The organism is Luteimonas notoginsengisoli, assembly GCF_042648885.1.
Lineage (GTDB): Bacteria > Pseudomonadota > Gammaproteobacteria > Xanthomonadales > Xanthomonadaceae > Luteimonas > Luteimonas notoginsengisoli.
In genome coordinates this window covers 60,867-84,124 of record NZ_JBHRYF010000001.1, presented here as the reverse complement: position 1 = coordinate 84,124, position 23,258 = coordinate 60,867, and the positions used below count along the sequence as shown (strand labels likewise).

Annotated in this window: 26 protein-coding genes and 1 tRNA gene; 12 read left to right on the top strand and 15 right to left on the bottom strand. The window is 70.7% G+C overall.

Going from position 1 to position 23,258, the window contains the following annotated elements:
- Positions 1-192: 192 nt before the first annotated feature.
- From ACFOM9_RS00400 to birA, 6 genes are all read right to left on the bottom strand, one after another.
- The gene (locus tag ACFOM9_RS00400) at positions 193-348 is read right to left on the bottom strand and encodes an entericidin A/B family lipoprotein (protein WP_051176351.1); all 156 of its coding nucleotides are present in this window, start codon (positions 346-348) and stop codon (positions 193-195) included.
- A 232-nt stretch (positions 349-580) separates the two neighbouring features.
- Positions 581-1,504: an arginase gene (gene rocF, locus ACFOM9_RS00395; RefSeq protein WP_386705235.1), complete on the bottom strand. Its 924-nt coding sequence runs from the start codon at positions 1,502-1,504 to the stop codon at positions 581-583.
- A gap of 206 nt (positions 1,505-1,710) precedes the next feature.
- Positions 1,711-1,786, bottom strand: a tRNA-Thr gene (locus tag ACFOM9_RS00390).
- A gap of 57 nt (positions 1,787-1,843) precedes the next feature.
- Positions 1,844-2,605, bottom strand: coding sequence for an SPOR domain-containing protein (locus ACFOM9_RS00385; protein ID WP_386705234.1), 762 nt, complete (start codon positions 2,603-2,605; stop codon positions 1,844-1,846).
- A 199-nt stretch (positions 2,606-2,804) separates the two neighbouring features.
- Positions 2,805-3,536 (bottom strand): type III pantothenate kinase, encoded by a 732-nt coding sequence (locus ACFOM9_RS00380; protein WP_386705233.1) that lies wholly within the window; start codon positions 3,534-3,536, stop codon positions 2,805-2,807.
- Complete coding sequence (birA, locus tag ACFOM9_RS00375; protein WP_386705232.1) at positions 3,533-4,537, bottom strand: bifunctional biotin--[acetyl-CoA-carboxylase] ligase/biotin operon repressor BirA; 1,005 nt, start codon at positions 4,535-4,537, stop codon at positions 3,533-3,535. Before birA ends, ACFOM9_RS00380 begins: the two co-directional genes overlap by 4 nt.
- 243 nt (positions 4,538-4,780) lie before the next feature.
- On the opposite strand from birA, the gene ACFOM9_RS00370 reads away from it, so the two are divergent.
- Together ACFOM9_RS00370 and ACFOM9_RS00365 are read left to right on the top strand one after the other, a co-directional pair.
- Positions 4,781-5,062 carry a hypothetical protein gene (locus ACFOM9_RS00370; protein WP_386705231.1) on the top strand — a complete coding sequence of 94 codons (282 nt, stop codon included), beginning with the start codon at positions 4,781-4,783 and terminating at the stop codon, positions 5,060-5,062.
- A gap of 40 nt (positions 5,063-5,102) precedes the next feature.
- Entirely contained in the window at positions 5,103-5,915 is an 813-nt protein-coding gene (locus ACFOM9_RS00365) for a M90 family metallopeptidase (protein WP_386705230.1), read from the top strand.
- A 114-nt stretch (positions 5,916-6,029) separates the two neighbouring features.
- Here ACFOM9_RS00365 and ACFOM9_RS00360 read toward each other — a convergent pair whose 3' ends face one another.
- The 5 genes from ACFOM9_RS00360 to dusA form a co-directional block, all read right to left on the bottom strand.
- Positions 6,030-7,415 carry an ATP-binding protein gene (locus ACFOM9_RS00360; RefSeq protein ID WP_386707188.1) on the bottom strand — a complete coding sequence of 462 codons (1,386 nt, stop codon included), beginning with the start codon at positions 7,413-7,415 and terminating at the stop codon, positions 6,030-6,032.
- 177 nt (positions 7,416-7,592) lie between these two features.
- Positions 7,593-8,279 carry a response regulator transcription factor gene (locus tag ACFOM9_RS00355; RefSeq protein ID WP_386705229.1) on the bottom strand — a complete coding sequence of 229 codons (687 nt, stop codon included), beginning with the start codon at positions 8,277-8,279 and terminating at the stop codon, positions 7,593-7,595.
- Between the two features lie 70 nt (positions 8,280-8,349).
- Positions 8,350-8,751, bottom strand: coding sequence for a hypothetical protein (locus ACFOM9_RS00350; RefSeq protein ID WP_386705228.1), 402 nt, complete (start codon positions 8,749-8,751; stop codon positions 8,350-8,352).
- Between the two features lie 130 nt (positions 8,752-8,881).
- Entirely contained in the window at positions 8,882-9,793 is a 912-nt protein-coding gene (locus tag ACFOM9_RS00345; protein WP_386705227.1) for an arginine deiminase-related protein, read from the bottom strand.
- Positions 9,790-10,821 carry a tRNA dihydrouridine(20/20a) synthase DusA gene (gene dusA, locus ACFOM9_RS00340; RefSeq protein ID WP_386705226.1) on the bottom strand — a complete coding sequence of 344 codons (1,032 nt, stop codon included), beginning with the start codon at positions 10,819-10,821 and terminating at the stop codon, positions 9,790-9,792. Before dusA ends, ACFOM9_RS00345 begins: the two co-directional genes overlap by 4 nt.
- Positions 10,822-11,043: 222 nt before the next feature.
- On the opposite strand from dusA, the gene ACFOM9_RS00335 reads away from it, so the two are divergent.
- Entirely contained in the window at positions 11,044-12,780 is a 1,737-nt protein-coding gene (locus ACFOM9_RS00335) for an EAL domain-containing protein (RefSeq protein ID WP_386705225.1), read from the top strand.
- A gap of 24 nt (positions 12,781-12,804) precedes the next feature.
- Here ACFOM9_RS00335 and ACFOM9_RS00330 read toward each other — a convergent pair whose 3' ends face one another.
- The 4 genes from ACFOM9_RS00330 to flgA form a co-directional block, all read right to left on the bottom strand.
- On the bottom strand, positions 12,805-14,016 hold the full coding sequence (locus ACFOM9_RS00330) for an ATP-binding protein (RefSeq protein WP_386705224.1): 1,212 nt from the start codon (positions 14,014-14,016) through the stop codon (positions 12,805-12,807).
- Positions 14,017-14,036: 20 nt separating this feature from the next.
- Positions 14,037-14,378 (bottom strand): flagellar protein FlgN, encoded by a 342-nt coding sequence (locus ACFOM9_RS00325; RefSeq protein ID WP_386705223.1) that lies wholly within the window; start codon positions 14,376-14,378, stop codon positions 14,037-14,039.
- 5 nt (positions 14,379-14,383) lie between these two features.
- Positions 14,384-14,695 carry a flagellar biosynthesis anti-sigma factor FlgM gene (gene flgM / locus ACFOM9_RS00320; protein WP_386705222.1) on the bottom strand — a complete coding sequence of 104 codons (312 nt, stop codon included), beginning with the start codon at positions 14,693-14,695 and terminating at the stop codon, positions 14,384-14,386.
- A 126-nt stretch (positions 14,696-14,821) separates the two neighbouring features.
- The gene (flgA, locus tag ACFOM9_RS00315; RefSeq protein WP_386705221.1) at positions 14,822-15,544 is read right to left on the bottom strand and encodes a flagellar basal body P-ring formation chaperone FlgA; all 723 of its coding nucleotides are present in this window, start codon (positions 15,542-15,544) and stop codon (positions 14,822-14,824) included.
- Positions 15,545-15,741: 197 nt separating this feature from the next.
- On the opposite strand from flgA, the gene ACFOM9_RS00310 reads away from it, so the two are divergent.
- The 9 genes from ACFOM9_RS00310 (at position 15,742) to ACFOM9_RS00270 (ending at position 23,252) form a co-directional block, all read left to right on the top strand.
- On the top strand, positions 15,742-16,665 hold the full coding sequence (locus ACFOM9_RS00310; RefSeq protein WP_386705220.1) for a chemotaxis protein CheV: 924 nt from the start codon (positions 15,742-15,744) through the stop codon (positions 16,663-16,665).
- 121 nt (positions 16,666-16,786) lie between these two features.
- Positions 16,787-17,149 (top strand): flagellar basal body rod protein FlgB, encoded by a 363-nt coding sequence (gene flgB, locus ACFOM9_RS00305; protein ID WP_386705219.1) that lies wholly within the window; start codon positions 16,787-16,789, stop codon positions 17,147-17,149.
- A 37-nt stretch (positions 17,150-17,186) separates the two neighbouring features.
- Positions 17,187-17,594: a flagellar basal body rod protein FlgC gene (flgC, locus tag ACFOM9_RS00300; RefSeq protein WP_386705217.1), complete on the top strand. Its 408-nt coding sequence runs from the start codon at positions 17,187-17,189 to the stop codon at positions 17,592-17,594.
- Between the two features lie 26 nt (positions 17,595-17,620).
- Complete coding sequence (locus tag ACFOM9_RS00295) at positions 17,621-18,307, top strand: flagellar hook capping FlgD N-terminal domain-containing protein (RefSeq protein WP_386705216.1); 687 nt, start codon at positions 17,621-17,623, stop codon at positions 18,305-18,307.
- Positions 18,308-18,359: 52 nt separating this feature from the next.
- Positions 18,360-19,580 carry a flagellar hook protein FlgE gene (gene flgE, locus ACFOM9_RS00290; RefSeq protein WP_386705215.1) on the top strand — a complete coding sequence of 407 codons (1,221 nt, stop codon included), beginning with the start codon at positions 18,360-18,362 and terminating at the stop codon, positions 19,578-19,580.
- Positions 19,581-19,733: 153 nt separating this feature from the next.
- A complete protein-coding gene (locus tag ACFOM9_RS00285) occupies positions 19,734-20,480 on the top strand; it encodes a flagellar basal body rod protein FlgF (protein WP_386705214.1) in 747 nt (248 codons plus the stop codon).
- 51 nt (positions 20,481-20,531) lie between these two features.
- Positions 20,532-21,317: a flagellar basal-body rod protein FlgG gene (gene flgG / locus ACFOM9_RS00280; protein ID WP_386705213.1), complete on the top strand. Its 786-nt coding sequence runs from the start codon at positions 20,532-20,534 to the stop codon at positions 21,315-21,317.
- 14 nt (positions 21,318-21,331) lie between these two features.
- Positions 21,332-22,132 carry a flagellar basal body L-ring protein FlgH gene (locus tag ACFOM9_RS00275; protein ID WP_386705212.1) on the top strand — a complete coding sequence of 267 codons (801 nt, stop codon included), beginning with the start codon at positions 21,332-21,334 and terminating at the stop codon, positions 22,130-22,132.
- A gap of 10 nt (positions 22,133-22,142) precedes the next feature.
- The gene (locus ACFOM9_RS00270) at positions 22,143-23,252 is read left to right on the top strand and encodes a flagellar basal body P-ring protein FlgI (RefSeq protein ID WP_386705211.1); all 1,110 of its coding nucleotides are present in this window, start codon (positions 22,143-22,145) and stop codon (positions 23,250-23,252) included.
- Positions 23,253-23,258 lie beyond the last annotated feature (6 nt).

The following is a 23,258-nucleotide window of genomic DNA, read 5'->3' as shown; positions in this document are numbered from 1 at the left end:
TCATGACGCATGACCGTGGCGAACGCAGGCCATCGTCATGCCGAATTGGTCCGCCTGCGTGGGCGCCACGATCGCACTCGCATCGATGGCGCGCCAGCTTGCCGACCCGGTACTTGCTGTCGCCAGCGGCCACATCGCGGGCAAAAAAAAACGGACCGGCAAGCCGGTCCGCTTCGTGACGTCGGAGCGCGATCAGCGAGGATCGGTCGCGCCAGTGTCGTCGGCCGATTGCTGGACCTTTTCGCCGACCTTTTCCACGTCCTTGCCGGCGCCCTTCACGGTGTTGCAGGCAACGAGGAAGTTCATGGAAAACAGTGCGAGCAATGCAAGGGAAACGATGCGCTTCATGGATCTCTCCTGTACGGACGGGTGGACCGCGGGGCAAGTCTGCGGCCCGCGCCGTGAATGAAACCCCATCGGGGTGTGAATGCCGCGTGCAATCGGATGCCGGACGACGCCGTTCGGCGAAACTGGTCAGTCGCCCATCATGTTCGGCAGCGCCCTCGTCCGCCGCATGTGGCCGGGATCGAGGCAACGCGCAGGGCTTCCCACGTCACGACACGGCGTTTCGCGCCCAGTGCTAGTCGCGCATCAGCGTCGATTTGCCGAACAGGCTCTCCACCAGGTCCACGGCCAGCTCCGCGGTCGCATTGCCGTGGTCGAGGACCGGATTGACCTCGACGATGTCCAGCGATCCCATGCACCCGCTGTCGGCGATCATTTCCATGATCAGCTGCGCCTCGCGATAATTGATGCCGCCGGGAACCTTGGTGCCGGTGCCGGGTGCGATCGAAGGATCCAGCACGTCGACGTCGAAACTCACGTGCAGGTGGGTGCGTTCGTCCACGCCCTCGAGCGCTTCCTCCATCACCCGCTTCATCCCGACCTCGTCGATGTAGCGCATGTCGTAGATGTCGAGCGCGTGCTGCTTGACCAGGCGCTTTTCTTCCTGGTCGACCGAGCGGATGCCGATCTGGCGGATCTGCGCCGGTTCGATCTCGGGAACATGTCCGCCCAGCGCGGTCAGCGCCTGCGGCCCGATGCCGCACAGGCAGGCAACCGGCATTCCGTGGACGTTGCCCGAGGGCGTGATGTCGTGCGTGTTGAAGTCGGTGTGCGCATCGAGCCACAGGATCCGCAGTTGCTTGCCGTGCTTGCGGCAGTGGGCGGCGACCGCGGCGATCGAGCCGACCGCCAGGCAGTGGTCGCCACCGAGCAGGATCGGCATGCGCCCGGCCTCGAGTTCGCGCGTCGACGCCTCCAGCACCGCGCGGTTCCAGGCCACGACCTCGTCGAGGTGGCGATAGCCGCCCCTCGGCGGCAGCCAGGGATTGCGCGGGCCTTCGACGTTGCCGCGATCGACGACGTCCACGCCGCGCGCGGCAAGCGCTTCGACCAGGCCGGCCACGCGCAAGGCCTCCGGCCCCATCCGGCTGCCGCGGCTGCCGGCGCCGACGTCGGTGGGTGCGCCGAAGATCGATACGGGGGAATAGGTGCGGCTCATGTCGGGCTCCGGTTCTGGGATGCCGGCGCTCCGGCAGCATGGTGTCGAGTCGCGGGCGGTAGGATGCGTCGAAGCGACCAGCGCTGCGACGGCCGCCGCAGTTGCGGCCGGCGGGGCCGTACGCGCGATGGGGAGGCCGTACTGTAGAGGCGTCGGGCGGATCAGGCCAGCCAGGCTGCAGTGCGCGCGGGCTCCGAGGACAACCGTGGTGCCGGCACCCGGATTCGAACTGGGGACCTACCGCTTACAAGGCGGTTGCTCTACCAACTGAGCTATGCCGGCATGTTCCGGGACGATCGAGGCGCTGCCGCGCGGGCAAGGCCGCGCTGCGGCGGCATTCTAGCGTGTCGCGGCCGGTGCGGAAGGCACTGTCTCGCAATCGATCGGCAGGACCCGCTGCGCGCCAAGCGCGCTGGCGTCCGCCTCGCCCAGCGGCGCGGCGGCGGCGATATCGATCCAGGTGGCCGCGGCCGGGGCGTCGCCCAGCGCTTCGGCGCGGACGTCGGTGAATCCGGCCGCCTGCAGCGCGGCCTGGCGGCGACGCGCCGTCGGCTCGCTGCCGTACCGGCCGAGCGAGATGCTGTTGGCCTCGTCGCCCGAGGCGACGATGAAATAGTCGGCGAATCCGGCAGCGGCGATCCGCTCGACCAGCGCCTGCGCGGCGGCGCGGTCGGCCTGCGGCGGCAGCCACACGCGCCAGCCGCGACGCGTGGCGGATGCCACTTCGCGCACGTGCAGGCGCGCGGCGCGCGACTGCAGCTGGCGTCGCGCGGCGGCGACCTTGTCGGCGTCCGAAAACGGCCCGAGCGCGTAACAACGGGTCGCCGCGTCCGCGACGGCCGCGGCGCCGGAATCCGGCGCGGCAGGAACGTCGGCAATCGAGGCGGCCGATGTGTCCCCCGGCGGTGGCGTCGCGCGCGATGCAGGCGCGGTGGGAGGCGATGCAGGCGCAACGCGAGCCTTTTCGCGCAACAGCTGCAGGCGCGCGACGTCGGAGGGCGCTTTGACGGCAGCGATCGCGGGCTCGTCGCGTGCCAGCCACCAGGCGGCAACGCCGAGGTTCAACACCACAAGCAGGACGATCAGGGCGCGAGCGAGCATGCCGCGATTCTAGTGGGGTGCCCCGCAAATAGCTTGTCGAAACCGGGGCAAGGATCCGACTTGCGCAAGCCGTCGCGGGAAGAACACGACGGCCATGCCGATCACGACAGAGGCCGATCGGCATGAGCCCGATGCACTTTCGACAGGTCGCTCGAGGCCGGCAACGAACGGGCCTGCCGCGGCGCGTATCCTCGCCGCGTCAGGCCGCGTCGGCCCACCGCGCGAGGCCCTCGAGCACAAGGGTCGGTGCATCGATCGCGTGCGGCAGCTGTGCGCGCAGCGCTTGGCTGCCACCGCCGTGCAGCAGCAGCCGCGGCGGCTCGCCGCCCTGCGACCGTGCAATCTGCAGGCTGCGTTCGACCAGCGCCAGCGCCGCGCCGGTGCACCCGGAGTCGAGCGCGTCGTCGGTGTCGTCGGCGAACTCGACGTAGCGGCCACCGTGCAGCGGCAAATGTGCCGCGCGTGCGTGCAACGACTCGCGCATGAGCATGGGCGAGGGCGCGATGCGGCCGCCGCGATGGCGACCGTCGGCGTCCAGCCAGTCGATGGTGAGCGCGGTGCCCACGCCGACCACCAGGGCTGCATCATTGCCGCGCGCGCGCGCGCCGAGCAGGGCGAGGAAACGATCGACGCCGAGCCGCGCCGGCTGCGCGTAGGCAATCGTCACCTCACCGAAACGGTACTGGGTGCACGCCAGCGAAATGCGCGCGCCGCGCTGCGCCAGCGCATCGAGCAGTTCGACCCGCACGCTGCTGGCTGCAACGCTCCCCACACAGGCGTCTTCGAACGCCGCCGGCAGCACGGCTGCCAGGTCGCCGTCGAAGCGCGTGCCGTCGTGCGCGATCACGCACACCGCGCCGATGTGGCCGGCAGCATCCACCGCGGCGCATTTGAGCCGGGTGTTGCCGAGGTCGAACAGCCAGCGGCTCATCGCGGGCGCACGCTGACTTCGCCGGCGTGGAAGGCTCGCACCTGGCCGTCGCCGAGGCGCACGCGCAGCGCGCCGTCGGGGGCGAGGCCGAGCGCCGTCCCGCTGCGATCGCCATCGCCGCCGTGCAGCACGATGTCGCGGCCGGCAAGCGCATCGAGTTCGGCATGGCGCGGCAGGAAGGCCGACAGGCCGTCGCGGTCGAACTGGTCCAGCGCCGGCAGCAATCCGGCCAGCAGCGCGGCGGCAATGGCGTTGCGCGTCGGCAGGCGGTCCGGCACCAGCGTCGCAAGGTCGACCCACGGCTGGTCAATGGCGCGGCCATGCGCGGGCGGCATGCGCACGTTGAGGCCGAGGCCGATCACCGCCCGGACCGGCCCGGCGTGCTCGCCGCTGCCCTCCACCAGCAGTCCGCCCAGCTTGCGCAGCGACGGGCTCGAACCCGGACGGGCGCCGTCAACCATTACCAGGTCGTTGGGCCATTTCAGCTGCACTTCGCCCAGCCCCAGCGACCGCAGCGCCCCGGCAGCGGCCACGCCGGCCACCAGGCTCAGTCCGCCCAGCCGCGCCAGGCCGCCATCAAAGCTGCGCGCCAGAGACAGGTAGAGATTGGCGGCCAGGGGCGAGGCCCAGGCGCGACCACGGCGGCCGCGGCCATCGATCTGGCGTTCGGCCAGCAGCACCGCGACGCCCTCGCGCGGCGCCTGGCGGCGCAGCAACTCGGAGTTGGTGGAATCGATCGACCAGGCCACTTCCAGCCCGGCCAGGCGCGCACGCGCGGCATCGGGCATCGCCATTACGATCGCGTCGGCGTCGAGCAGGTCCAGCGGCTGGGCCAGCGCATAGCCGCGGCCGGCGCGCGCCTCGATCGCCACCCCGGCCTCGCGCAGGCCTTCGATGCGTTTCCACACCGCGGCGCGGGTTTCGCCGTTCTCGCGCGCGAGCGCGTCGCCGGACACGGGTCCGGCCATCAGGCGCCGCAGCAGCGCCCGCTCAGCGCTCATCGGCGACGCCGCGGCTTTTCGCCGCCGGTGATGCCGCGCGCTTGGCGGCAAGAGGGCGACGGGGAGCTCTGGCGTGGAATCCGCGGTCCGGCATCGGGCGATTATCGACGACCCGGATCCCCGCCGCGCGCCCCGCCCGAACGCGGCCGCGGGCCTGCTGCGATGCAGCATGCAACCATCTGCATGCCCGGCGCCTCCACGGTATAGTCCCGCACTGATCGCGGCTCCGGCCCAGGATCCCCCATGTCCATCCGACTCGCCCTGACCCTGCTGCTGCTGTGCGCCAGCCTGCCGCTGGCTGCGCGCGACATTCGCATGATGGGCGCGAACGGCGACGGCGGCGGCAGCTGCCAGGACGACGCGGTGGCGCAGGACGACGACACCGTCCGCCCCGCCAGCGCCAAGCCCACCACCCATGTGGTCAAGCCGGTGAAGGCCAAGCCGGGCGTGCGCCGCGCGAGCGACAGCGTCGGCGACATCCGCCCGCCGCGCTGGCACAGCTTCCTGCCGGGCATGTTCCGCTGACCATTTGCCCGTACGTGCCTCGCGTGCGCATGCCGCGCTTGTGCGTGCATTGATCCGCCGCCTGTTCGCAGGCGAACCACCCTCCCCGCCCGACCCCGCCCTGTGGGCCGCCGTGCGTGCGCGCGTGCGCTGGGTCGCCGCCCTCGGCCCGGAACGCGACGCGCGCCTGCAGGCGCTCGCCGCGCGATTCCTGCGCGACAAGACGATCACCCCGATCGGTGAACTGGAACTCGACGACGCCGCGCGCCTGACGCTGGCGGCGGTGTGCTGCCTGCCGCTGCTGGAATTCGGCGAACAGGGCCTGCGCGGCTGGTCCCAGCTGATCGTTTATCCCGACGCCTTCCGCGTGAACCGCAGCCACGTCGATTTCGCCGGCGTGCTGCACGAGTGGGAGGACGAGCTGATCGGCGAGGCCTGGGACAGCGGCCCGCTGATCCTGTCCTGGGCCGACGTGCAGGCCGACCTCGACGAGCCCGACGCGGGCTTCTGCGTGGCGGTGCACGAAATGGCGCACAAGCTCGACGCGCTCGACGGCGCGCTCGACGGCACGCCGCCGCTTCCGCGACCCTGGCAGCGCGAATGGGCGCGTGATTTCCAGGCGGCATTCGATGGGTTCGTCGCGCAGGTCGACCGCGGCCGACGCACCGCCATCGACGCCTATGCGGCCGAGGCGCCGGAGGAATTCTTCGCGGTGTGCAGCGAGTACCACTTCACCGACCCCGCCACGCTGCGCCGCGCGATGCCGAAGGTGGCGGGGCATCTGGAGCGGTTTTACGGCGAGGCGCCCGGGCGCGCACAGCAGGCTCCTGGCGAAGCCACGGCATCGCAGCCTGAGCCTGATTACCTTCTGTAGGGATCGAACAGGATCGACGCGTCGGGTCGAACCGGCTTCGTCCGCCAAGGGCGCGTCACCAGCGCTTGGCGAAACGCGTGCTGGCGCCTGATCCCCGGCGACGATCCCCTGCCCCTAAAGCCCCGGCGGCAACGTCACCTGGAAGCGGGCGCCGCCCAGTTCCTGCGAGGGACCGACGCTGAGTTCGCCGCGATAGCTGCGCACGAGGTCCTGTACGATCGACAGGCCGATGCCGTGCCCCTGCACGCGCTCGTCGCCGCGCACGCCGCGCTGCAGGACGTACGCGATGCGGTCCTCGGGGATGCCCGGGCCGTCGTCGTCGACGACCAGCACCAGGCCCGGGCGCCGGTTGGGCAAGGTGGCGCCCGGCCCCGCCGTCAACAGCACCCGCGATTTGGCCCACTTGAAGGCGTTCTCCAGCAGGTTGCCGAGCAGTTCCTGCAGGTCGCCCGGCTCGCCGTAGAACTGCACGCCCTCGTCGATCTCGAATTCGCAGATCACGCCCTTGCCGGCGTAGATCTTCTCCAGCCCGCGCACGATCTGCTCGGCGTGCGGTTCGATCGCCACCGGTGCGGCGAACAGCTTGTGGCCGGCGGACGCCGCGCGACCGAGCTGGTAACCGACCAGGTCGTTCATGCGCCGCACCTGGGTATCGACCTCCTCGCGCAGCTCGGCTTCGCTCGCGTTGTTGTCCAGGCGCGTGCGCAAGACGGCCAGCGGCGTCTTCAGGCTGTGGGCGAGGTCCGACATCGTGTTGCGCTGGTGGTCGAGGTTCTCGCGCTCGCTCTCCACCAGCGCGTTGATGCTGTCGGTCAGCGGCTGCAGTTCGCGCGGGTGGTGCTCGCTCATGCGATTGGCCTGCCCGCGCTGCACGCGCTTGAGTTCGCTGACCACGTTGCGCAGCGGCCACAGGCTCCAGCGCAGCACGAACGTCTGCAGCAACAGCAGCACCACGCCGGCGATGCCCAGGTAACCCCACAGCGCGGTGCGGTACACGCGCACCTGGCGCGCCAGGGTGCCTTCGTCCTCCATCACGTAGACCGTGTACGGGCGCTCCGTTTCGGTCACGTTGCCGCTGTCCTGCACCGCCGCGGCGCCGATGCCATAGCGGAACACCTCGCCGGGCTCGCCGCTGGTCTTGATGATCGGCAGCGGCCCGCGGAATTCCTCCTGGTTCGGCGCCAGCATTTCTTCTTCGGGCAGCTGCGGTCCGCGGGTGGACATCGACTGCCACGACTGCTGGCCCTCGGGCAGCACGATCACCGCATACAGGCCGCTGCCCGGCTGGTCGAAGCGCGGATCGGGCGGCACTTCGGGCACGAAGATGTCGCCGTTGCGGAAGAACTCCACGCCGGCCACGTAGTTGTAGGCGTAAGCCTTCAGGCGGTCGCGCTGCACCTGCCCGGCGACGTCGACGAAGGCGCGGTCGAGCGCGTACCCGGCCAACGCGAGGAACGCGACCAGGCCCAGGCTCGCGGCCATGAGCTGCCGCGCCTGCAGCGAACGCGGTCGCCACGGCAGCAACGGCTTGCGCTGGCCGGTGTCCTGCTTATCGGCTCGTGCGGGCAACTGCGCCTCGCGTTGGTTGCGGATGCGGGTGTCGGTCGCCGTACCGCCTTCGCTCGACGCCGCGGCGACGCGGGGCTGGCGGGATTATCGCCGCGATGGGGCGACGTTTCAGCCTTCGTTGCTGCGCGGGATGGCGAAGCGATAGCCGCGCCCGCGCACGGTCTCGATCGGCTTGAGCGTCCCCTCGGGATCGAGCTTCTTGCGCAGGCGGCCGATGAAGACCTCGAGCACGTTGGAGTCGCGATCGAAGTCCTGCTGGTAGATGTGCTCGGTCAGGTCGGCCTTCGAAACCAGTTCGCCCGCGTGCATCATCAGGTATTCGAGCACCTTGTACTCGTAGCTGGTCAGGTCGACGTTGCTGCCGTTGACGGTGACCGTCTGTGCGGCCAGGTCGAGCACCACCGCGCCGCATTCCAGGGTCGGCTTGCTCCAGCCCGCCGCGCGGCGGACCAGGGCATTGACGCGCGCCAGCAGCTCTTCGACGTGGAAGGGCTTGACCAGGTAATCGTCGGCGCCCTGCTTGAGGCCGTCGACCTTGTCCTGCCAGCTCGAGCGCGCGGTGAGGATCAGCACCGGGAACTGCTTGCCTTCCTCGCGCAGCTGCTTGACCAGCTCCATGCCGGACATCTTCGGCAGGCCCAGGTCGATGATGCCGACATCGAACGGCACCTCGCGCCCCATGTACAGGCCTTCCTCCCCGTCCTGGGCGGCGTCCACGGCGAAGCCCTCGCGCTTCAGGCGTGCGGCCAGGGTTTCGCGCAACGGGGCTTCGTCTTCGACGAGGAGAATTCGCATCGGCTACTCCAAGGGTGATGATTCGAGGGCAACCGTGCCCGGTCGATGTGCTTTGTGGAAGCTTGGAAGCTCAGTTGTCGTCGCCGCGTGTAGGGGCCCTGCTGCGCTGCTGTGGATCGTCCATGTAGACGCGGATGCGGCCACGCTCGTCCATGACCTTGATGCGGTTGATGTCGCGGCCATCGGACTGCACCCGCTCGGCGTTGATCACCCGGCCGCGGGTGGTGCGCTCGATCCTGCGCACCGAGTCGGCCAAGCCGTCATCGCGCGAGCGCCGGGACTCCTGCCGGCGCGGCTCGCGCATCATCCGCGGCCGCGGCGCATCGCGCATGCCGTCGTCGCGTTGCCCGCGATCGACCTGGCCATCCTGGTCGCGGCCCCGGTCGTGCCCGCGGCCGTCCTGGGCCCATGCGCCCACGCTCGCGAACGCCAGCGCGGCGGCGGCGACCAGGGGCAGGAAGGAAAGGCGCATCGACATGATCTGCGGAACTCCGGGGCTTGGTGGCCTGGTGGACGAGTGGGACGATGATTTTCGAAAGAACGCGGTGAACAGGCCTTAACTTTTCGTTGACACCAGCATAGGCGTTCAGTCGCGGTCGCGCTCAGTACACCTCCGCGACGCAGCAGCGCAGCGATCCGCCGGCCGCTTCGATCGCATCGAGCGCCACCTGCCGCACGACGAACCCGGCGCCTTCGAGGACGCCGTGGTTGGCGGCGGACAGCGCGGCCGCCGCCCCGGCACTCATCCAGGCCGTGTCCGCGGAGGCGGACAGTGCGTTGCCCGCGAAGGCGGCCTGCTCGGCTTGCGACAGGATCGCCAGGTGCGGGGCATACAGCGCGGCAATCGCATCGACCGCGCCGACATCGGCAAATCCGCCCGGCCACGCGATCGCTGCCCGCCCGGCCAGCACCGCCAGCACCACGTTGGTGTGGTACTCGCCCGGGGCGAGGTCGAACATCAGCGTCGCGCGCAGGCCGAACGCCTCGTGCATCAGGCGGGCACCGCATTCGTCGCAGCGTTCCGACAGCCCGCAAAAACCCAGGCCGCGGGCGCGGTCGATCACCAGCGCGCCGGTCAGCTCGCAGGCGTGCGGCTGGGTCGACAGGTCGGTTTCGGCGTAGCCGACCACGTCGCGGAAGAAGCCGCGGATGTCCTGGCGCGCCGCTTCGCGCTGGCGGATGGGGTGCCGCATGCGCCCGACCACCAGCCGTCCGGGCGCGGTGCCGAAGACATTGTTCGGGAACAGTCCGTCGGGTGCGGCCGGGTCGCCGGCGAAGCACACCGTCGGCAGCACAGACGACAGCGCCGCCTGCAGGGTCCGGTGCTGGCCGAGCGCGCGCGCCGCGTCGAAGCCGCCGGTGCCGGCCATGTAGCGGTTGTCGCGGGCCGACTCCTCGGCGCGGGCGAAGCCGTCGGGCGACACGAGGAAGGCGGCTCGCGCGGTCGCCGGTCCGAAATCGGGCGCGCACTCCCGGGCAGCGCGCAGGAACGCAGCCACGTCGCGGGTGATCATGCGGCGGCCTGCTCCGTCCGTTCGGTCGCCGCGAGCGCCGCCTCGACCAGCGACCAGTCCGCGCCCGGCCGGTGCGCGCCTTCGCTGAGTACCTGGCGGAACGCACGACCACCGCGCTCGCCGTGGAACAGGCCGAGCAGGTGACGGGTGATGTGCTTCAGCGGAACGGGCCGCTGCTGCGCGCTGCCGGCGAGCTGCGATTCGACGTAGGGCCGCAGCGTGCGCAGCAACTCGCCGCGCGGGCGCAGCGGGTCGCCGAACCAGGCCGCGTCGAGTCGATGCAGCAGGTAGGGATCGTGGTACGCGGCGCGCCCGAGCATGGCGCCGTCGGCGTGTGCCAGGTGCGCGGTGGCTTCGTGCTCCGTGGCGATGCCGCCGTTGACGATCACCGACAGGTCCGGTCGCTCGCGCTTGAGCGCGTAGGCCCATTCGTAGCGCAGCGGCGGCACTTCGCGGTTCTCCTTGGGCGACAGCCCCTTGAGCCAGGCATTGCGCGCATGCACCACGAACATGCGGCAGCCGGCGGCGGCGACCTGGTCGACGAACTCGCGGAACACTTCGTAGCGATGGTCGTCGTCGACGCCGAGCCGGCACTTCACCGTGACCGGCACCGGAGCTTCCAGCGCGGCCACGCTTTCGATCATGGCCGCGACCGAATCGGCCACCAGCGTCGGCTCGCGCATCAGGCAGGCGCCGAAACGCCCGGCCTGGACGCGATCGGACGGGCAGCCGCAGTTGAGGTTGATCTCGTCGAACCCGCGCTCGGCGCCGATCCGCGCCGCCTGCGCCAGCAGCGCCGGCTCGCTGCCGCCGAGCTGCAGCGCCACCGGATGCTCGACTGGATCCATCGCCAGCAGCCGCGCGCGATCGCCATGGATCACCGCGTTGGCATGCACCATCTCGGTGTACAGCCGCGCGTGCGGAGCCAGCAGCCGGTGGAACACGCGGCAGTGCGTGTCCGTCCAGTCCATCATCGGGGCGACGGAAAGACGCAGCGCGTCGGGGCGGATGGCGGGCGAGGAGATCATCTGGCAGAGATTGTACGGGTGGACGCGCATACCTTTCTTCCGGCGCGCACGGTGCGCGGCGCCCGCGACGCAGACGCCGCCAACCCGCCACGAACCTTGTTCGGCGCGGCCACGGTTGTTCGTACGGCGGTTCCGTCCGGCAGCCGTCCAATCCGCTGCCGCCGGTTACCCTCGCGCCGCCGCCGTGTGAAACTCGCCGCGTCGAGGGATTACCCTGCCGCCATGAACCTGCGCTACCACGAACTGGGTGGAATACCGGTCGACCCGGTCACGTCGCTGTACCGATTCGGTGCCGGCGGGCCGAACCTTGCGACCGCGGTGGCGGCCGCCAATGCGACCAACCGTCGCTTTGCGCTGCTCCACGTCGACATCGACATGTTCCACCTGATCAACTTGAACATGGGCGACGCGGTCGGCGACCAGGTGCTCGCCGCGGTGGCCCAGCGCCTGCTCAAGGCGATGCCCAGCGATGGCTGGCTGTGGCGCCTGTCGAGCGACGAATTCCTCGCCGGCGTGGCGTACCTGCCCGGCGAGCCCGACGGCGCGGCGCTGGCCGAACTGCTGCGCGACGCGTTCGAAGCGCCGCTGTGGATCCCGCCCTACACGCTGCCGATCACGCTCTCGATCGGCATTGCGGTGTTCCCCGACCACGCGGCAGACGCGCCCGCCCTGCTGGCCAGCGCCGAACAGGCGCTGCGCGACACCAAGCGCGATGGCCACAACAATGTCGGCCTGTACTCGGAGGGCGGGAGCAAGACGTCTTCGGACGGAAACTTCGCGGAACGCTTCGTGGAAGCGCTGGACAAGCGCGAGCTGCGACTGTTCTACCAGCCGCTGATCGACGCGCAGGACGGTGGCCTGGCCGGATTCGGCGCGCTGCTGCGCTGGAACACGGCCAACCATGGCCTGCTGCGGCCGAGCCGGTTCCTGAGCACCGTCGAGCGCGCCGGCCTGTCCGCGCGCCTGGGCATCTGGGTGGTCGAAGCGGCGGTCCGGCAGCTCGCCGACTGGCGCGACCAGGGACTCGACTACCTGAGATTGTCGATCCATCTGTCGAACTCGCTGCTGGCGCAGTCGGACTGCCTGGACCTGATCGCAGAACAGCTGCATCGCCACCAACTGGGCGGCGGCGCGCTGGAACTGGAGATCTCCGAAAGCGCGCTCGCGCTCGACGCGCACCGCATCCACGACACGCTCACCGGCCTGCGTTCGCTGGGCACGACCCTGACCGTGCAGGATTTCGGCCTGGGCGGCCTGAGTTTCGCCGCGCTCGCCCAGTATCCGCTCGACCGGCTCAAGATCGGGCGCGGCTTCATCCGCAACGTCGCCAGCGACCCGCGCAGCGCGGCGATCGTGCGCGGCATCATCGCGATGGGCCATCGCCTCGGCATGAAGGTCACCGCCAAGGGCGTGGAGAGCGAAGCGGAGCTCGGCTTCCTGCGCCGCAACCACTGCGATTTCTTCCTCGGCCACCTGTTCAGCCCGCCGCTGCCGGTGGAGGAGCTGGACGACCTCATCCGCCGGCGCTTCCTGCTGCCGGGCGTGTTCGCCGCGACCCGGCCGGAGCGGACCCTGCTGCTGCTCGACGACGAGGAGAACATGCTGCGCTCGCTGGGGCGGCTGTTCCGCCGCGACGGCTACCACGTGCTCACCGCGAGCGGGGTGCGCGAAGCGTTCGACCTGCTGGCCAGCAATCCGGTGCAGGTGATCGTGTCCGACCAGCGCATGCCGGACATGAGCGGCACCGAGTTCCTCGCCAAGGTGCGCGACCTGTACCCCGACACGATCCGCATGGTGCTGTCGGGCTACACCGACCTGGCCACGATCACCGAAGCGATCAATCGCGGCGCGATCTACCGGTTCCTCACCAAGCCCTGGAACGACGACGAACTGCGCGGCCACATCCAGGCCGCGTTCCGCGCCCATGAGCGGCGCGCGGCTGGCGAAGACGCGTACTGAGCCGCATCTGCGGATCGACCGCCGTCAGGCGACCGGCTGCGCGCCAGCGCTTTGGGCAGGCTGCACCACCGGCAGCACCACCCGGAACGTGCTGCCGACGCCCGGCTGGCTGCTGACCTCGATGCGCCCGTGGTGCTTGGCGACGATGCGGTAGGCGATGGCCAGGCCGAGCCCGGTGCCGCGGCCGATCGGCTTGGTGGTGTAGAACGGATCGAAGATGCGCTGCAGCGCCTCGGGCGCGATGCCGCAGCCGGTGTCGGCGATGCTGATCCAGGCTTCGCCGTTTTCCGCGCCGGTGGCGATGTCGATGCTGCCGCGATTCTCGATCGACTGGCCGGCGTTGATCAGCAGGCTCATCAACACCTGGTTGATCTCGGACAGGTGGCACTCGACCAGCGGCAGCTCGCCGTAGTGCTTCTCCACCCGGACCTTGTACTTGAGGTCGTTCCAGACGATGTTGAGGGTCGATTCCAGGCCCTTGTGCAGGTCCGACGGCCGCATCTCCTCGCCGCCGCCCACGTGCGAAAACTCCTTGAGGTCCTGCACGATCTTGGTGACGCGCTCGATGCCCTCGCGCGATTCGGCCATCAGGTTGGGCAGGTCGCCGAGGATGAAGTCGATGTCGAGGCGCTCGCGCCTGGCGAGCACTTCCTCGCGCATCGCCGCCGGATCGTCGGACTGCAGCGCTGCTTCATGGCATTCGATCAGCGCGAACAGCGCGCCGATGTATTCCTGCAGCGTGCCGAGGTTGGAATGGACGTAGCCGATCGGGTTGTTGATCTCGTGGGCGACGCCGGCCGCCAGCAGGCCGATCGACGCCATCTTCTCCGACTGCAGCAGCTGTTCCTGCGCGCCGGCCAGGCGGCGATGCGCGGCCTGCAGTTCGTCGTGGCGCTGCTGCAGCTCGATCTGGCGCGCGTTGCGCAGCGAGACATCGTCGAAGGTCACGATGCACTGCGCCACGCCGTTGCGCTCGCCGCGGTGCAGGATGATCTCGATGACGATGCCGTCGGCCACCGATATCTCACCCGCCCAGCGGCCGGTCTCGCGCGCGATCTCGCGTGCTTCGGGCGGCAGCAGCCGCAACAGCTGGCCGGGCGCTTCGCCTGGCAGCGCGCGCGCCGCCAGGGCGATCGCCGCCGGGTTGGCATGGGTCATCCGGCCGTCGCCGTCGACCAGCATCACGGCGTTCTCGGACGTGCAAAAGGCCCAGAAGAGCGCTTCTGCGCCAGGCATGGCGGTGTCGCCGGGTTGGTTCATCCCACTCCCAGACAGCGCGCCTGCGGACGGGCGCCGGACTGTCCGTTGGAATCGTACACGCCCGTCGACTCGACGCGGCCGATGCGCCGCAGCGCCCAGCCCACTTCGCGCCGGCGGCGCGCGAGCAGCACGCCGTTGGCCTGGTTGAGTTCGCGCAGCGCCGACAGGCGTTCGGCCGCGGCCGGATCCGGCCCCGCCGCCTCGGCGCGCCGCAGCGCGGCGAGCTTGTCGGCGGTGGACGCCAGCAGCGCGTCGACGTCGTGTTCGAGCAGGGCACGGCGTTCCGCGCCCAGCGCCCGTTCCAGCGCTTCGAGCGGATGGTCGATGGCGAACGCCATGTCCATCAGCCGCCCAGCTGGCGCTCGAGGTCGAGCATGCGGGTCGCGATTTCCTGCGCGTCGACGCGATAGCTGCCGTCTGCGATGGCGCTGCGCAGCGCGTTGACGCGGGCGACGTCGATGCCGGCCGGCGCGGCGCCGAGCTGGCGTTCGAGGGCCTGCAGGCCTTCGGCTTCGCCGGTCAGGCGGATGCTGTCGCCCGCCGCGACGGCGGCGACAGGCTGGCCGCGCTCGCCGCCGGCACGCGCCGTTGCGGACGCATTGTGGGTCGCCGGCGCTCTGGCGACGGGCAAGCCGCCGTCGATCTTGTTGGTCATGGCACGCTCCTGCTTGTACTCGGTCGAACACTGTAACGGCGCGTCCCCGGCGAACTTGAGCGCCCGTTAGCCGGTCGCGGAACGACCCGCCGCGGGCCGCCAGCACACCAGCCGGGGCTGCGTCCGTCAAGGCAACAGCTCGACCACCCCTTCCTCGGCCATCCGCCCGCGCAGCACGCGACGGGACGAGGCGTTCTCCACCTGCACCATGCCGCCGGCGCGGGCCGGGCCGAGCGCGCGCCCGGGCATGCGCACCTCGACGCCGCCGGTCCGCGAGACCAGCACCACCGGATCACCGCGCCGCAGCGGTCGGCCGACCGCGAGGTCGGCTTCGGTCGGCACCACGCCCGGGGCGAGGGCCTGGTTGGGAATGCGCCCGACCAGGGCCGCGGGATCGCTGAACGTGGCGCCGGCCGCATCGCCGATATCGCGGCGCTGGACCACGAGCTGGTTGGCCGCGATCGGGACGCCGGAGGCGGCCGGCGTGGCCAGCACGACCACGTCGGCTTCGCGGTGCACCCGCACCGGGACGTAGAGGCGCCAGCCCGGCGTATCGTCGCAGCGCACCTGCGCCGTCTTCGCCCCGGAGGCCACGGCCTGCAGCGGCTGGCTGCATCGGGCGAGCCGCAGCGCGGGATCGAGCACGGCTTCGGCCGACTGCGCGTCGCCGGCGCCGAGCGCGGCGATCGCGGCCGCGCCGATGTCGTCGAGCGGTTGCGTCGGGACCGCCGCGCGCGCCCGGCCGGCCGGCATCGCGCCCAACAGCACGCCGACCGCCAGCACGGCGCCGGCGAGCGCAGGGCCGGGGCGCCCGGCGGGACGACGGCGTATCGATGCGATGGATGACAAGGACGCCCTCCTGGACGATCGGCTACGCCCGGCAAGGTGCAAGCCGCGTGCCAGCGCCGCCGGCGGGCAGGCCGCGAATGGGACACAGGCGACACGTACCGTAGAAAAACAAGCCACCGGGAACCGTGCCGCTGAAGATCGCGTCGCTGGAGCACGGATCGCTCAAGGAAGCGGCCTACCGGCCGACAAACGGAGGCATGAGTCAGGACCTGCTCGACCGCATCGACCAACGCACCCGGCTGGCCGGCCACAACCGGCTGGCGCTGCTGCTGTTCCGGCTGGGCTCGCGTCAGCTTTTTGGCGTCAACGTCTTCAAGGTGAAGGAAGTCCTGCCGAGGCCGCGGCTGTTCACGCTGCCGCAGCTGCCGTCGGCGTTCGCCGGCGCCGCCGACGTGCGCGGGCGCAGCGTCCCGGTCCTCGACCTGGCGCGCGCGATCGGCCACGCCGACGATGGCGCCGGAGAGCCGGCCTACCTGGTGGTCACCGAGTTCAACCGCTCGGTCCAGGGGTTCCTGGTCGCCGGTGTCGACCGCATCGTCAACATCGCGGTCGAGCAGATCCTGCCGCCGCCGGAACCGGGTGGCGAATGCCACTACCTGACCGGCGTGACCCGCCACCAGGGTGAATTGATCCAGCTGATCGACGTCGAAAGCGTGCTGGCCGAGTCGGCGCCGCGCAGCAGCGACCTGGGCTCGCTCAACGCGCTGCCCGACAGCGGCGGCCCGCGCGAGGTGCTGGTGGTCGACGACTCGCGCGTGGCCCGCAACCAGATCCGCCTGGTGCTGCAGCAGTTGGGCCTCGAGTCGACCCTGCTGTCGGACGGCAAGCAGGCGCTGGACCACCTGCAGGCGCTCGCGCAGGGCGGCCAGGCGCCGGAGGAGCGCTACGCCATGGTCATCTCCGACATCGAGATGCCGGCCATGGACGGCTATACCCTGACGACGGAAATCCGTCGCGACCCGGCCCTTCGGCGCCTGCACGTGCTGCTGCACACCTCGCTGTCGGGCGTGTTCAACCAGGCCATGGTCGAGCGCGTGGGCGCCGACGATTTCGTGCCCAAATACTCCGAACACGAGCTGGCGCAACGGGTAGCGGCCCGCATCGGCGCGCCGCCGCGCTGACAGGACGCACCGGGCACGTGCCGTCCAGGCACGCCCCATACCGCCGCAAGGCCGGTCGACGGTCCGCCGCTGGCACGCCGCTTGCCTGATCCGGGAGGGAAACCCCGCCCCCGGAGGGCACATGTCCGACTTCCTTGGCATCCACGGCACCGCGCTGGTCCTGCGCGAGCAGCGCCTGCAGCTGCTCAGCGCCAACATCGCCAACGCCGACACGCCCAACTACAAGGCGCAGGACCTCGACTTCAACGGCGCCCTGCAGGCGGCGCTGCGGCCGGGCGCGGGCGTGGGCGGCGATGCGCTCGACTCCGCCGCGGCTTCGGCGCGTTACGCCCGCCCCGCCAGCCAGCCGAGCCTGGACGGCAACACCGTCGACGGCGACCGCGAAAACGCGATGTTCGCGCAGGCCTCGCTCGAGTACCGCGCGTCGATGTCGTTCGTCGAGTCCAAGGTGCGCTCGATGCTGACCGCGATCACCGGGCAATGAACGGCTTCCGCGCACCGCCCGCTGAGGGGACATCGGCATGAGCAACCTGCCCATCTTCGACGTCGCCGGTTCGGCGATGAACGCGCAATCGGTGCGCCTGAGCACCATCGCATCCAACCTCGCCAACGCCGATTCGGTCGCCGGCGACCCCGAGGCGGTGTTCCGCGCCAAGCAGCCGGTGTTCTCCGCCGAGCCGGTCGCGGGCAACCCGGCGCTCGCCGGCGTGCAGGTCGACGCGGTCAACGAGAGCACCGCCGCGCCGATCAAGCGCTACGAACCCGGCCACCCGCTCGCCGACGCGCAGGGCTACGTGTACGCGCCCGACATCGATCCGGTGGCGCAGATGGTCGACCTGATCTCGGCGTCGCGCAGCTACCAGGCCAACGTCGAAGTCTTCAACAGCGCCAAGGAACTCGCCCTGGCCACGCTGAACATGGGTCGCTGACGCGACCGCCCAACCAAGGATTCCCGATGAGCACCATCCCAGGCACCAGCGCCAGCGGCGACAACGGCTACTCGCTGCTTGGCCTCGGCGTGCAGTCCGAGGCGCGCAGCAGCGCGCTCGGCCAGGCCGACTTCCTGCACCTGATGACCGAGCAGCTGAAGAACCAGGACCCGCTCAAGCCGCTCGACAGCCAGCAGTTCCTGGGTCAGCTGGCGCAGTTTTCCACGGTGCAGGGCATCGACAGCATGCAGAGCGCGATGGGCGCGATGGCCAGCGTGATGGAGTCCGACCAGACCCTGCGCGCGGCCGCGCTGGTCGGGCACGACGCGCTGGTGGAGGTCGACTCGCTCGACCTCGCGGCCGGTGCCAGCGTCCAGGGAGAGATCACCGCCCCCTCCGCCGGCCCGGTCACCGTGGACATCGTCGACGCCGACGGCAAGCGCGTGCGACGGATGACGGTCGAGGCCGGGGCCGCCGGCCCGGCCGCATTCGAGTGGGACGGCCGCGACGACGCCGGCAACGCCATTGCCGCGGGCCGCTACGCGATCCGCGCGGTGGCCGGCAACGCGGACCCCAGCGCGGAAGACGCCGCCCTGCTGCCGTTCTGCGTCAAGGCCAACGTCGACAGCGTCTCGATCGAATCCACCGGGCTTTCCCTCAACCTCTCGGGCCTGGGCAGCTTCCCGCTGTCCGCGGTCCGCCGCATCGGCTGACGCCGAACCAAACGGTCCGGCCACCGGCCGACATCCCACCCAGGAGCACAGCATGAGTTTCCGCATTTCGCTCAGCGGCATGAACGCCGCCTCGGCCGACCTCAACATCACCTCCAACAACATCGCCAACGCCAACACCTCCGGCTTCAAGCAGTCGCGCGCGGAGTTCGCCGACGTGTTCGCGGTCTCCGCCTACGGCTTGGCGAGCAACGCCGTCGGTGCCGGCGCCCGGCTGCAGCGCGTGGCGCAGCAGTTCGGCCAGGGCAACGTCGACTTCACCGGCAAGTCGCTCGACTTGGCGCTGTCGGGCCAGGGGTTCTTCACCCTGTCCAACGGCGGCGCGATGTCGTACACGCGCGCCGGCAATTTCGGCGCCGACCGCGAAGGCTTCGTGGTCAATCCCGCCGGCCAGCGCCTGCAGGTCTTCCTGCCCAACGCCGAGGGCAACGGCTTCGACACCGGCCGCATGGGCGACCTGCGCCTGGCGACCGGCGATTCGCCGCCGCTGGCGAGCAGCGAGGTCGAGGTCGGGGTCAACCTGCCCGGCAACGCCGCCGTGCCGACCATGACGCCGTTCGATGCCAACGATCCGGCCAGCTACAACCACACCACCTCGGTGACCGTGTACGACTCGCTCGGCGCGCCGCACTCGCAGTCCATGTACTTCGTGAAGACCGCCAACCCGAACGAGTGGCAAGTGCGCACGCAGATCGACGGCAACGACGTCGGCCCGGCGCAGACCCTGCAGTACTCGGCCAACGGCGCGCTGACCTCGCCGGCCAACGGCCAGATCCCGTTGCCGGCCTACACCCCGCCCGGCGGCGCCGCGCCGATGGCGCTGAGCCTGCAGCTCGGCGGCTCGTCCCAGTACGGCAACGCCTTCAGCGTGTCGGCCCTGGTGCAGGACGGCCACACCACCGGCCGCCTGAGCACGATCGAAGTCTCGCCCGAGGGCGTGGTCAACGCCCGCTACAGCAATGGCGAATCGATCGCGCTGGGCCAGGTCGCATTGACCAACTTCGCCAACCCGCAGGGCCTGCAGCCGATCGGCGACAACGCCTGGGCCGAAACCTTCGCGTCCGGCGACGCGCGGCGCGGCGCGGCCGGCACGTCCGAACTCGGGCTGGTGCAGGGCGGCGCGCTGGAAGCCTCCAACGTCGACCTGACCGAGCAGCTGGTGAACATGATCACCGCGCAGCGCAACTTCCAGGCCAACGCCCAGATGATCCAGACCCAGGACCAGATCACCCAGACCGTGATCAACCTGCGCTGATCCGCTCGACCCCGTTCCCTGCATCGCAGGGGAAGGCCGGCAAACGGTGGCGCGGATCCGGCGGAGCTTTTTCGAAGCACCCGTGGGCGCTCGCGCCGTCACGTCCCGACCCTTCCCTGCCGTCGCGGGAGACGGAGCAAAACAGGAACCGCCATGGACAAGTCCCTCTACATCGCGATGACCGGCGCCAGCGCCACGCTGCGCTCCCAGGCATCGGTGTCGCACAACCTCGCCAATGCCGACACCGTCGGTTTCCAGGCGACGTTGAGCGGGACCGTCGCCGCGCCGGTGGCCGGCGCCGGCCTGCCGTCACGGGTCGCCGCGCTCGGGCGCGACCTCGGCGTCAGCAACGCCGCCGGCTCGATCACCACCACCGGCAATCCGCTCGACGTCGCGCTGCACGAAGACCGCTGGCTCGCGGTCCAGGACAGCGCCGGCGGCGTCGCCTACACCCGCGCCGGCGACCTGCGGATCACCCAGAACGGCCTGCTCACCACCACCGGCGGACGGCCGGTGCTGGACCAGGCCGGCGCGCCGATGTCGATCCCGCCGAGCGACGCGCTGGAAATCGGCGGCGACGGCACCGTCTCGGTCGTGCCGCAGGGCCAGCCGGCCTCGACCATGGCCACCGTCGGGCGCCTGCAGGTCGTCGCCGCCAACACCCGCGACCTGGTCCGCGGCGAGGACGGCCTGATGCACGCCGCCCCGGGCGCGACCCCGCCCGCGCCCGCCGCCGGCACCGTCCTGACCTCCGGCGCGCGCGAGGGCAGCAACGTCGACGGCACCGGGATGCTGGTGCAGATGATCGAGCTTTCGCGCCAGTTCGAGATGCAGGTACGGGTCTTGCACAGCGGTGACGAGAGCGCCCGCGCCGCCAACACCCTGCTGTCCTCGCGCTGACCGCGCACCGCCACGCAACGCAACGCACCAACGATTTAGGGAGAACCCGCCATGACCCAGGCTCTGTGGATCGCCAAGACCGGCCTCGACGCGCAGCAGACGCGCATGGCGGTGATTTCCAACAACCTCGCCAACACCAACACCACGGGCTTCAAGCGCGACCGCGCCAGCTTCGAGGACCTGCTGTACCAGACCGTGCGCCAGCCCGGCGGCGCTTCGTCCGAACAGACCCAGCTGCCCAGCGGCCTGTCCACCGGCACCGGCGTGCGCGTGGTCTCGACCGCCAAGGAATTCGCCCAGGGCAGCCTCGACCAGACCGGCGGCGCCCTGGACGTGGCGATCAACGGCCGCGGCTTCTTCGAAGTGCTGCTGCCCGACGGCAGCTCCGCGTACACCCGCGACGGCAGCTTCCAGATCAATGCGCAGGGCGAGCTGGTCACCAATGCCGGCTACCCGGTGCAGCCGGGGCTGCAGCTGCCCGAAGGCGCGCAGAGCGTGACCATCGGCAGCGACGGCACCGTCAGCGTGCAGGTTGCCGGCCAGGCCGAAGCGGTGCAGGTCGGCGCGCTGACCCTGTCGGACTTCGTCAACCCGGCCGGGCTGCAGGCCAAGGGCGAGAACCTCTACGTCGAGACCGGCGCCAGCGGACCGGCGCAGAGCGGCGCCCCCGGCCAGTCCGGCGCCGGCCTGCTGATACAGGGCTCGCTCGAGGGCTCCAACGTCAACACCGTCCAGGAGCTGGTGTCGATGATCGAGACCCAGCGCGCCTACGAAACCAACGCCAAGGCGATCTCGACCATCGATTCGATGCTCGCGTTCCTCAACAACAACCTGTGAGCAGGCAGATGAGCATGTCGTCCCAAATCCTGCCGGAAGCCCGGTCGCCCGCGGGCCGGCCGTTCGCCCGCCGGTCCGTCGCGCGCGCACTGCTGCTGGCCGCCGCGCTGCTGGCCCTGACAGGCTGCGCGACCGTGATGGGCGACGTGCGCCCGTTCGCGCCGGTCGGGGCCCAGGCGCCCGCGCCCGGGTACGCCGCGGCGGCCGCGCCGGTACCGGCCGCCTACGCGACGCGCAGCGGCGACGGCGGCGGTTCGATCTACGGCGGCGCGGCCGCGGGCAACGGCGGCGACCGCGGCCTGCGCCTGTTCCAGGACAGCAAGGCGCGCGAAGTCGGCGACCTGCTGACCATCGTGCTGGTCGAGAACACCCGCGCCAAGACCAACGCCAAGACCGCGGTCACCAAGGACACCGGGCTCGGCATGGCCGCGCCGTCGATCTTCGGCCAGAGCGTCACCTACAACGGCAAGCCGCTGCTGCAGGCCGAGATCGAGGGCACGCGCGAGTTCAATGGCGCCGGCGACAGCGCCCAGAGCAACCAGCTCAACGGCAACATCACCGTGCGCGTGGTCGAGCAGCTCGGCAACGGCAACCTGCGGGTCGCCGGGCAGAAGCAGGTCCGCCTCAACCAGGGCGACGAGCTGGTCCAGGTTCAAGGAATCGTGCGCATCGCCGATATCTCTCCCGACAACCGCATCAGTTCCGATCGGGTCGGCGAGGCGCAGATCGTCTATGGCGGTCGCGGCACGCTGGCGCGTTCGAACGCGATGGGCTGGCTGGGCCGCTTCTTCAACTCCGCCGCCTTCCCCAACTAGGACCGCGACCATGCGCAACTCCATCGCGATCCGTTCCCTCCTCCTGCTCTCGGGCGTGTTCGCCCTGATCGGGACCCCGGCGCACGCCGAACGCATCAAGGACCTGGCCCAGGTGGCCGGCGTCCGTGGCAATCCGCTGGTCGGCTACGGGCTGGTCGTCGGGCTCGACGGCAGCGGCGACCGCACCAGCCAGACGCCGTTCACCGTGCAAAGCCTGAAGACGATGCTCGACCAGCTCGGCGTGACCATTCCACCGGGCGTCAATCCGCAGCTCAAGAACGTCGCCGCCGTCGCCATCCAGGCCGAACTGCCGGCCTACGCCAAGCCCGGCCAGAGCATCGATGTCACCGTGTCGTCGATCGGCAACGCCGGCTCGCTGCGCGGTGGCGCGCTGCTGATGGCACCGCTGCGCGGCGCCGACGGCCAGGTCTACGCGATCGCGCAGGGCACCCTGGTGGTCAGCGGCTTCGGCGCGGCCGGGCGCGACGGCTCGCGGATCTCGGTCAACGCGCCCAACGGCGGCAGCATCCCGAACGGCGCGATCGTCGAACGCGCGGTCGCCGGCGCGGCGCCGACCGGCGTGGTCACGCTCAACCTGCACGAATTCGATTTCACCACCGCCGCGCGCATCGTCAGCGCCATCGACGGCGCCTTCGGTCCCGGCCGCGCGCACGCGGTGGACGGCGTCACCATCGAGGTCACGCCGCCGGCGGGTGATCGCATCGCCTTCCTGTCGCGGCTCGAGTCGCTCGACATCAATCCCGGCGCCGCGGCGGCCAAGGTCATCGTCAACGCCCGCACCGGCACCGTGGTCATGGGCGGCGAGGTCACGGTGATGCCGGCTGCGGTATCGCATGGCTCGCTGACGGTCTCGATCACCGAAACCGCCCAGGTCAGCCAGCCCGGGGCGTTCGCCCGCGGCGACACCGTGGTCGCGCCGCAGTCGAACGTGGAAGTGGCGCAGGACGGCGGCCGCATGTTCATGTTCGCCGGCGGCACCTCGCTCGAGTCGATCGTGCGCGCGGTCAACGCCGTCGGCGCCGCGCCCGGCGACATCGTCGCCATCCTCGAAGCGCTCAAGCGCGCCGGCGCCCTGCGCGCCGAGCTCGAAGTCATATGAGTCCGG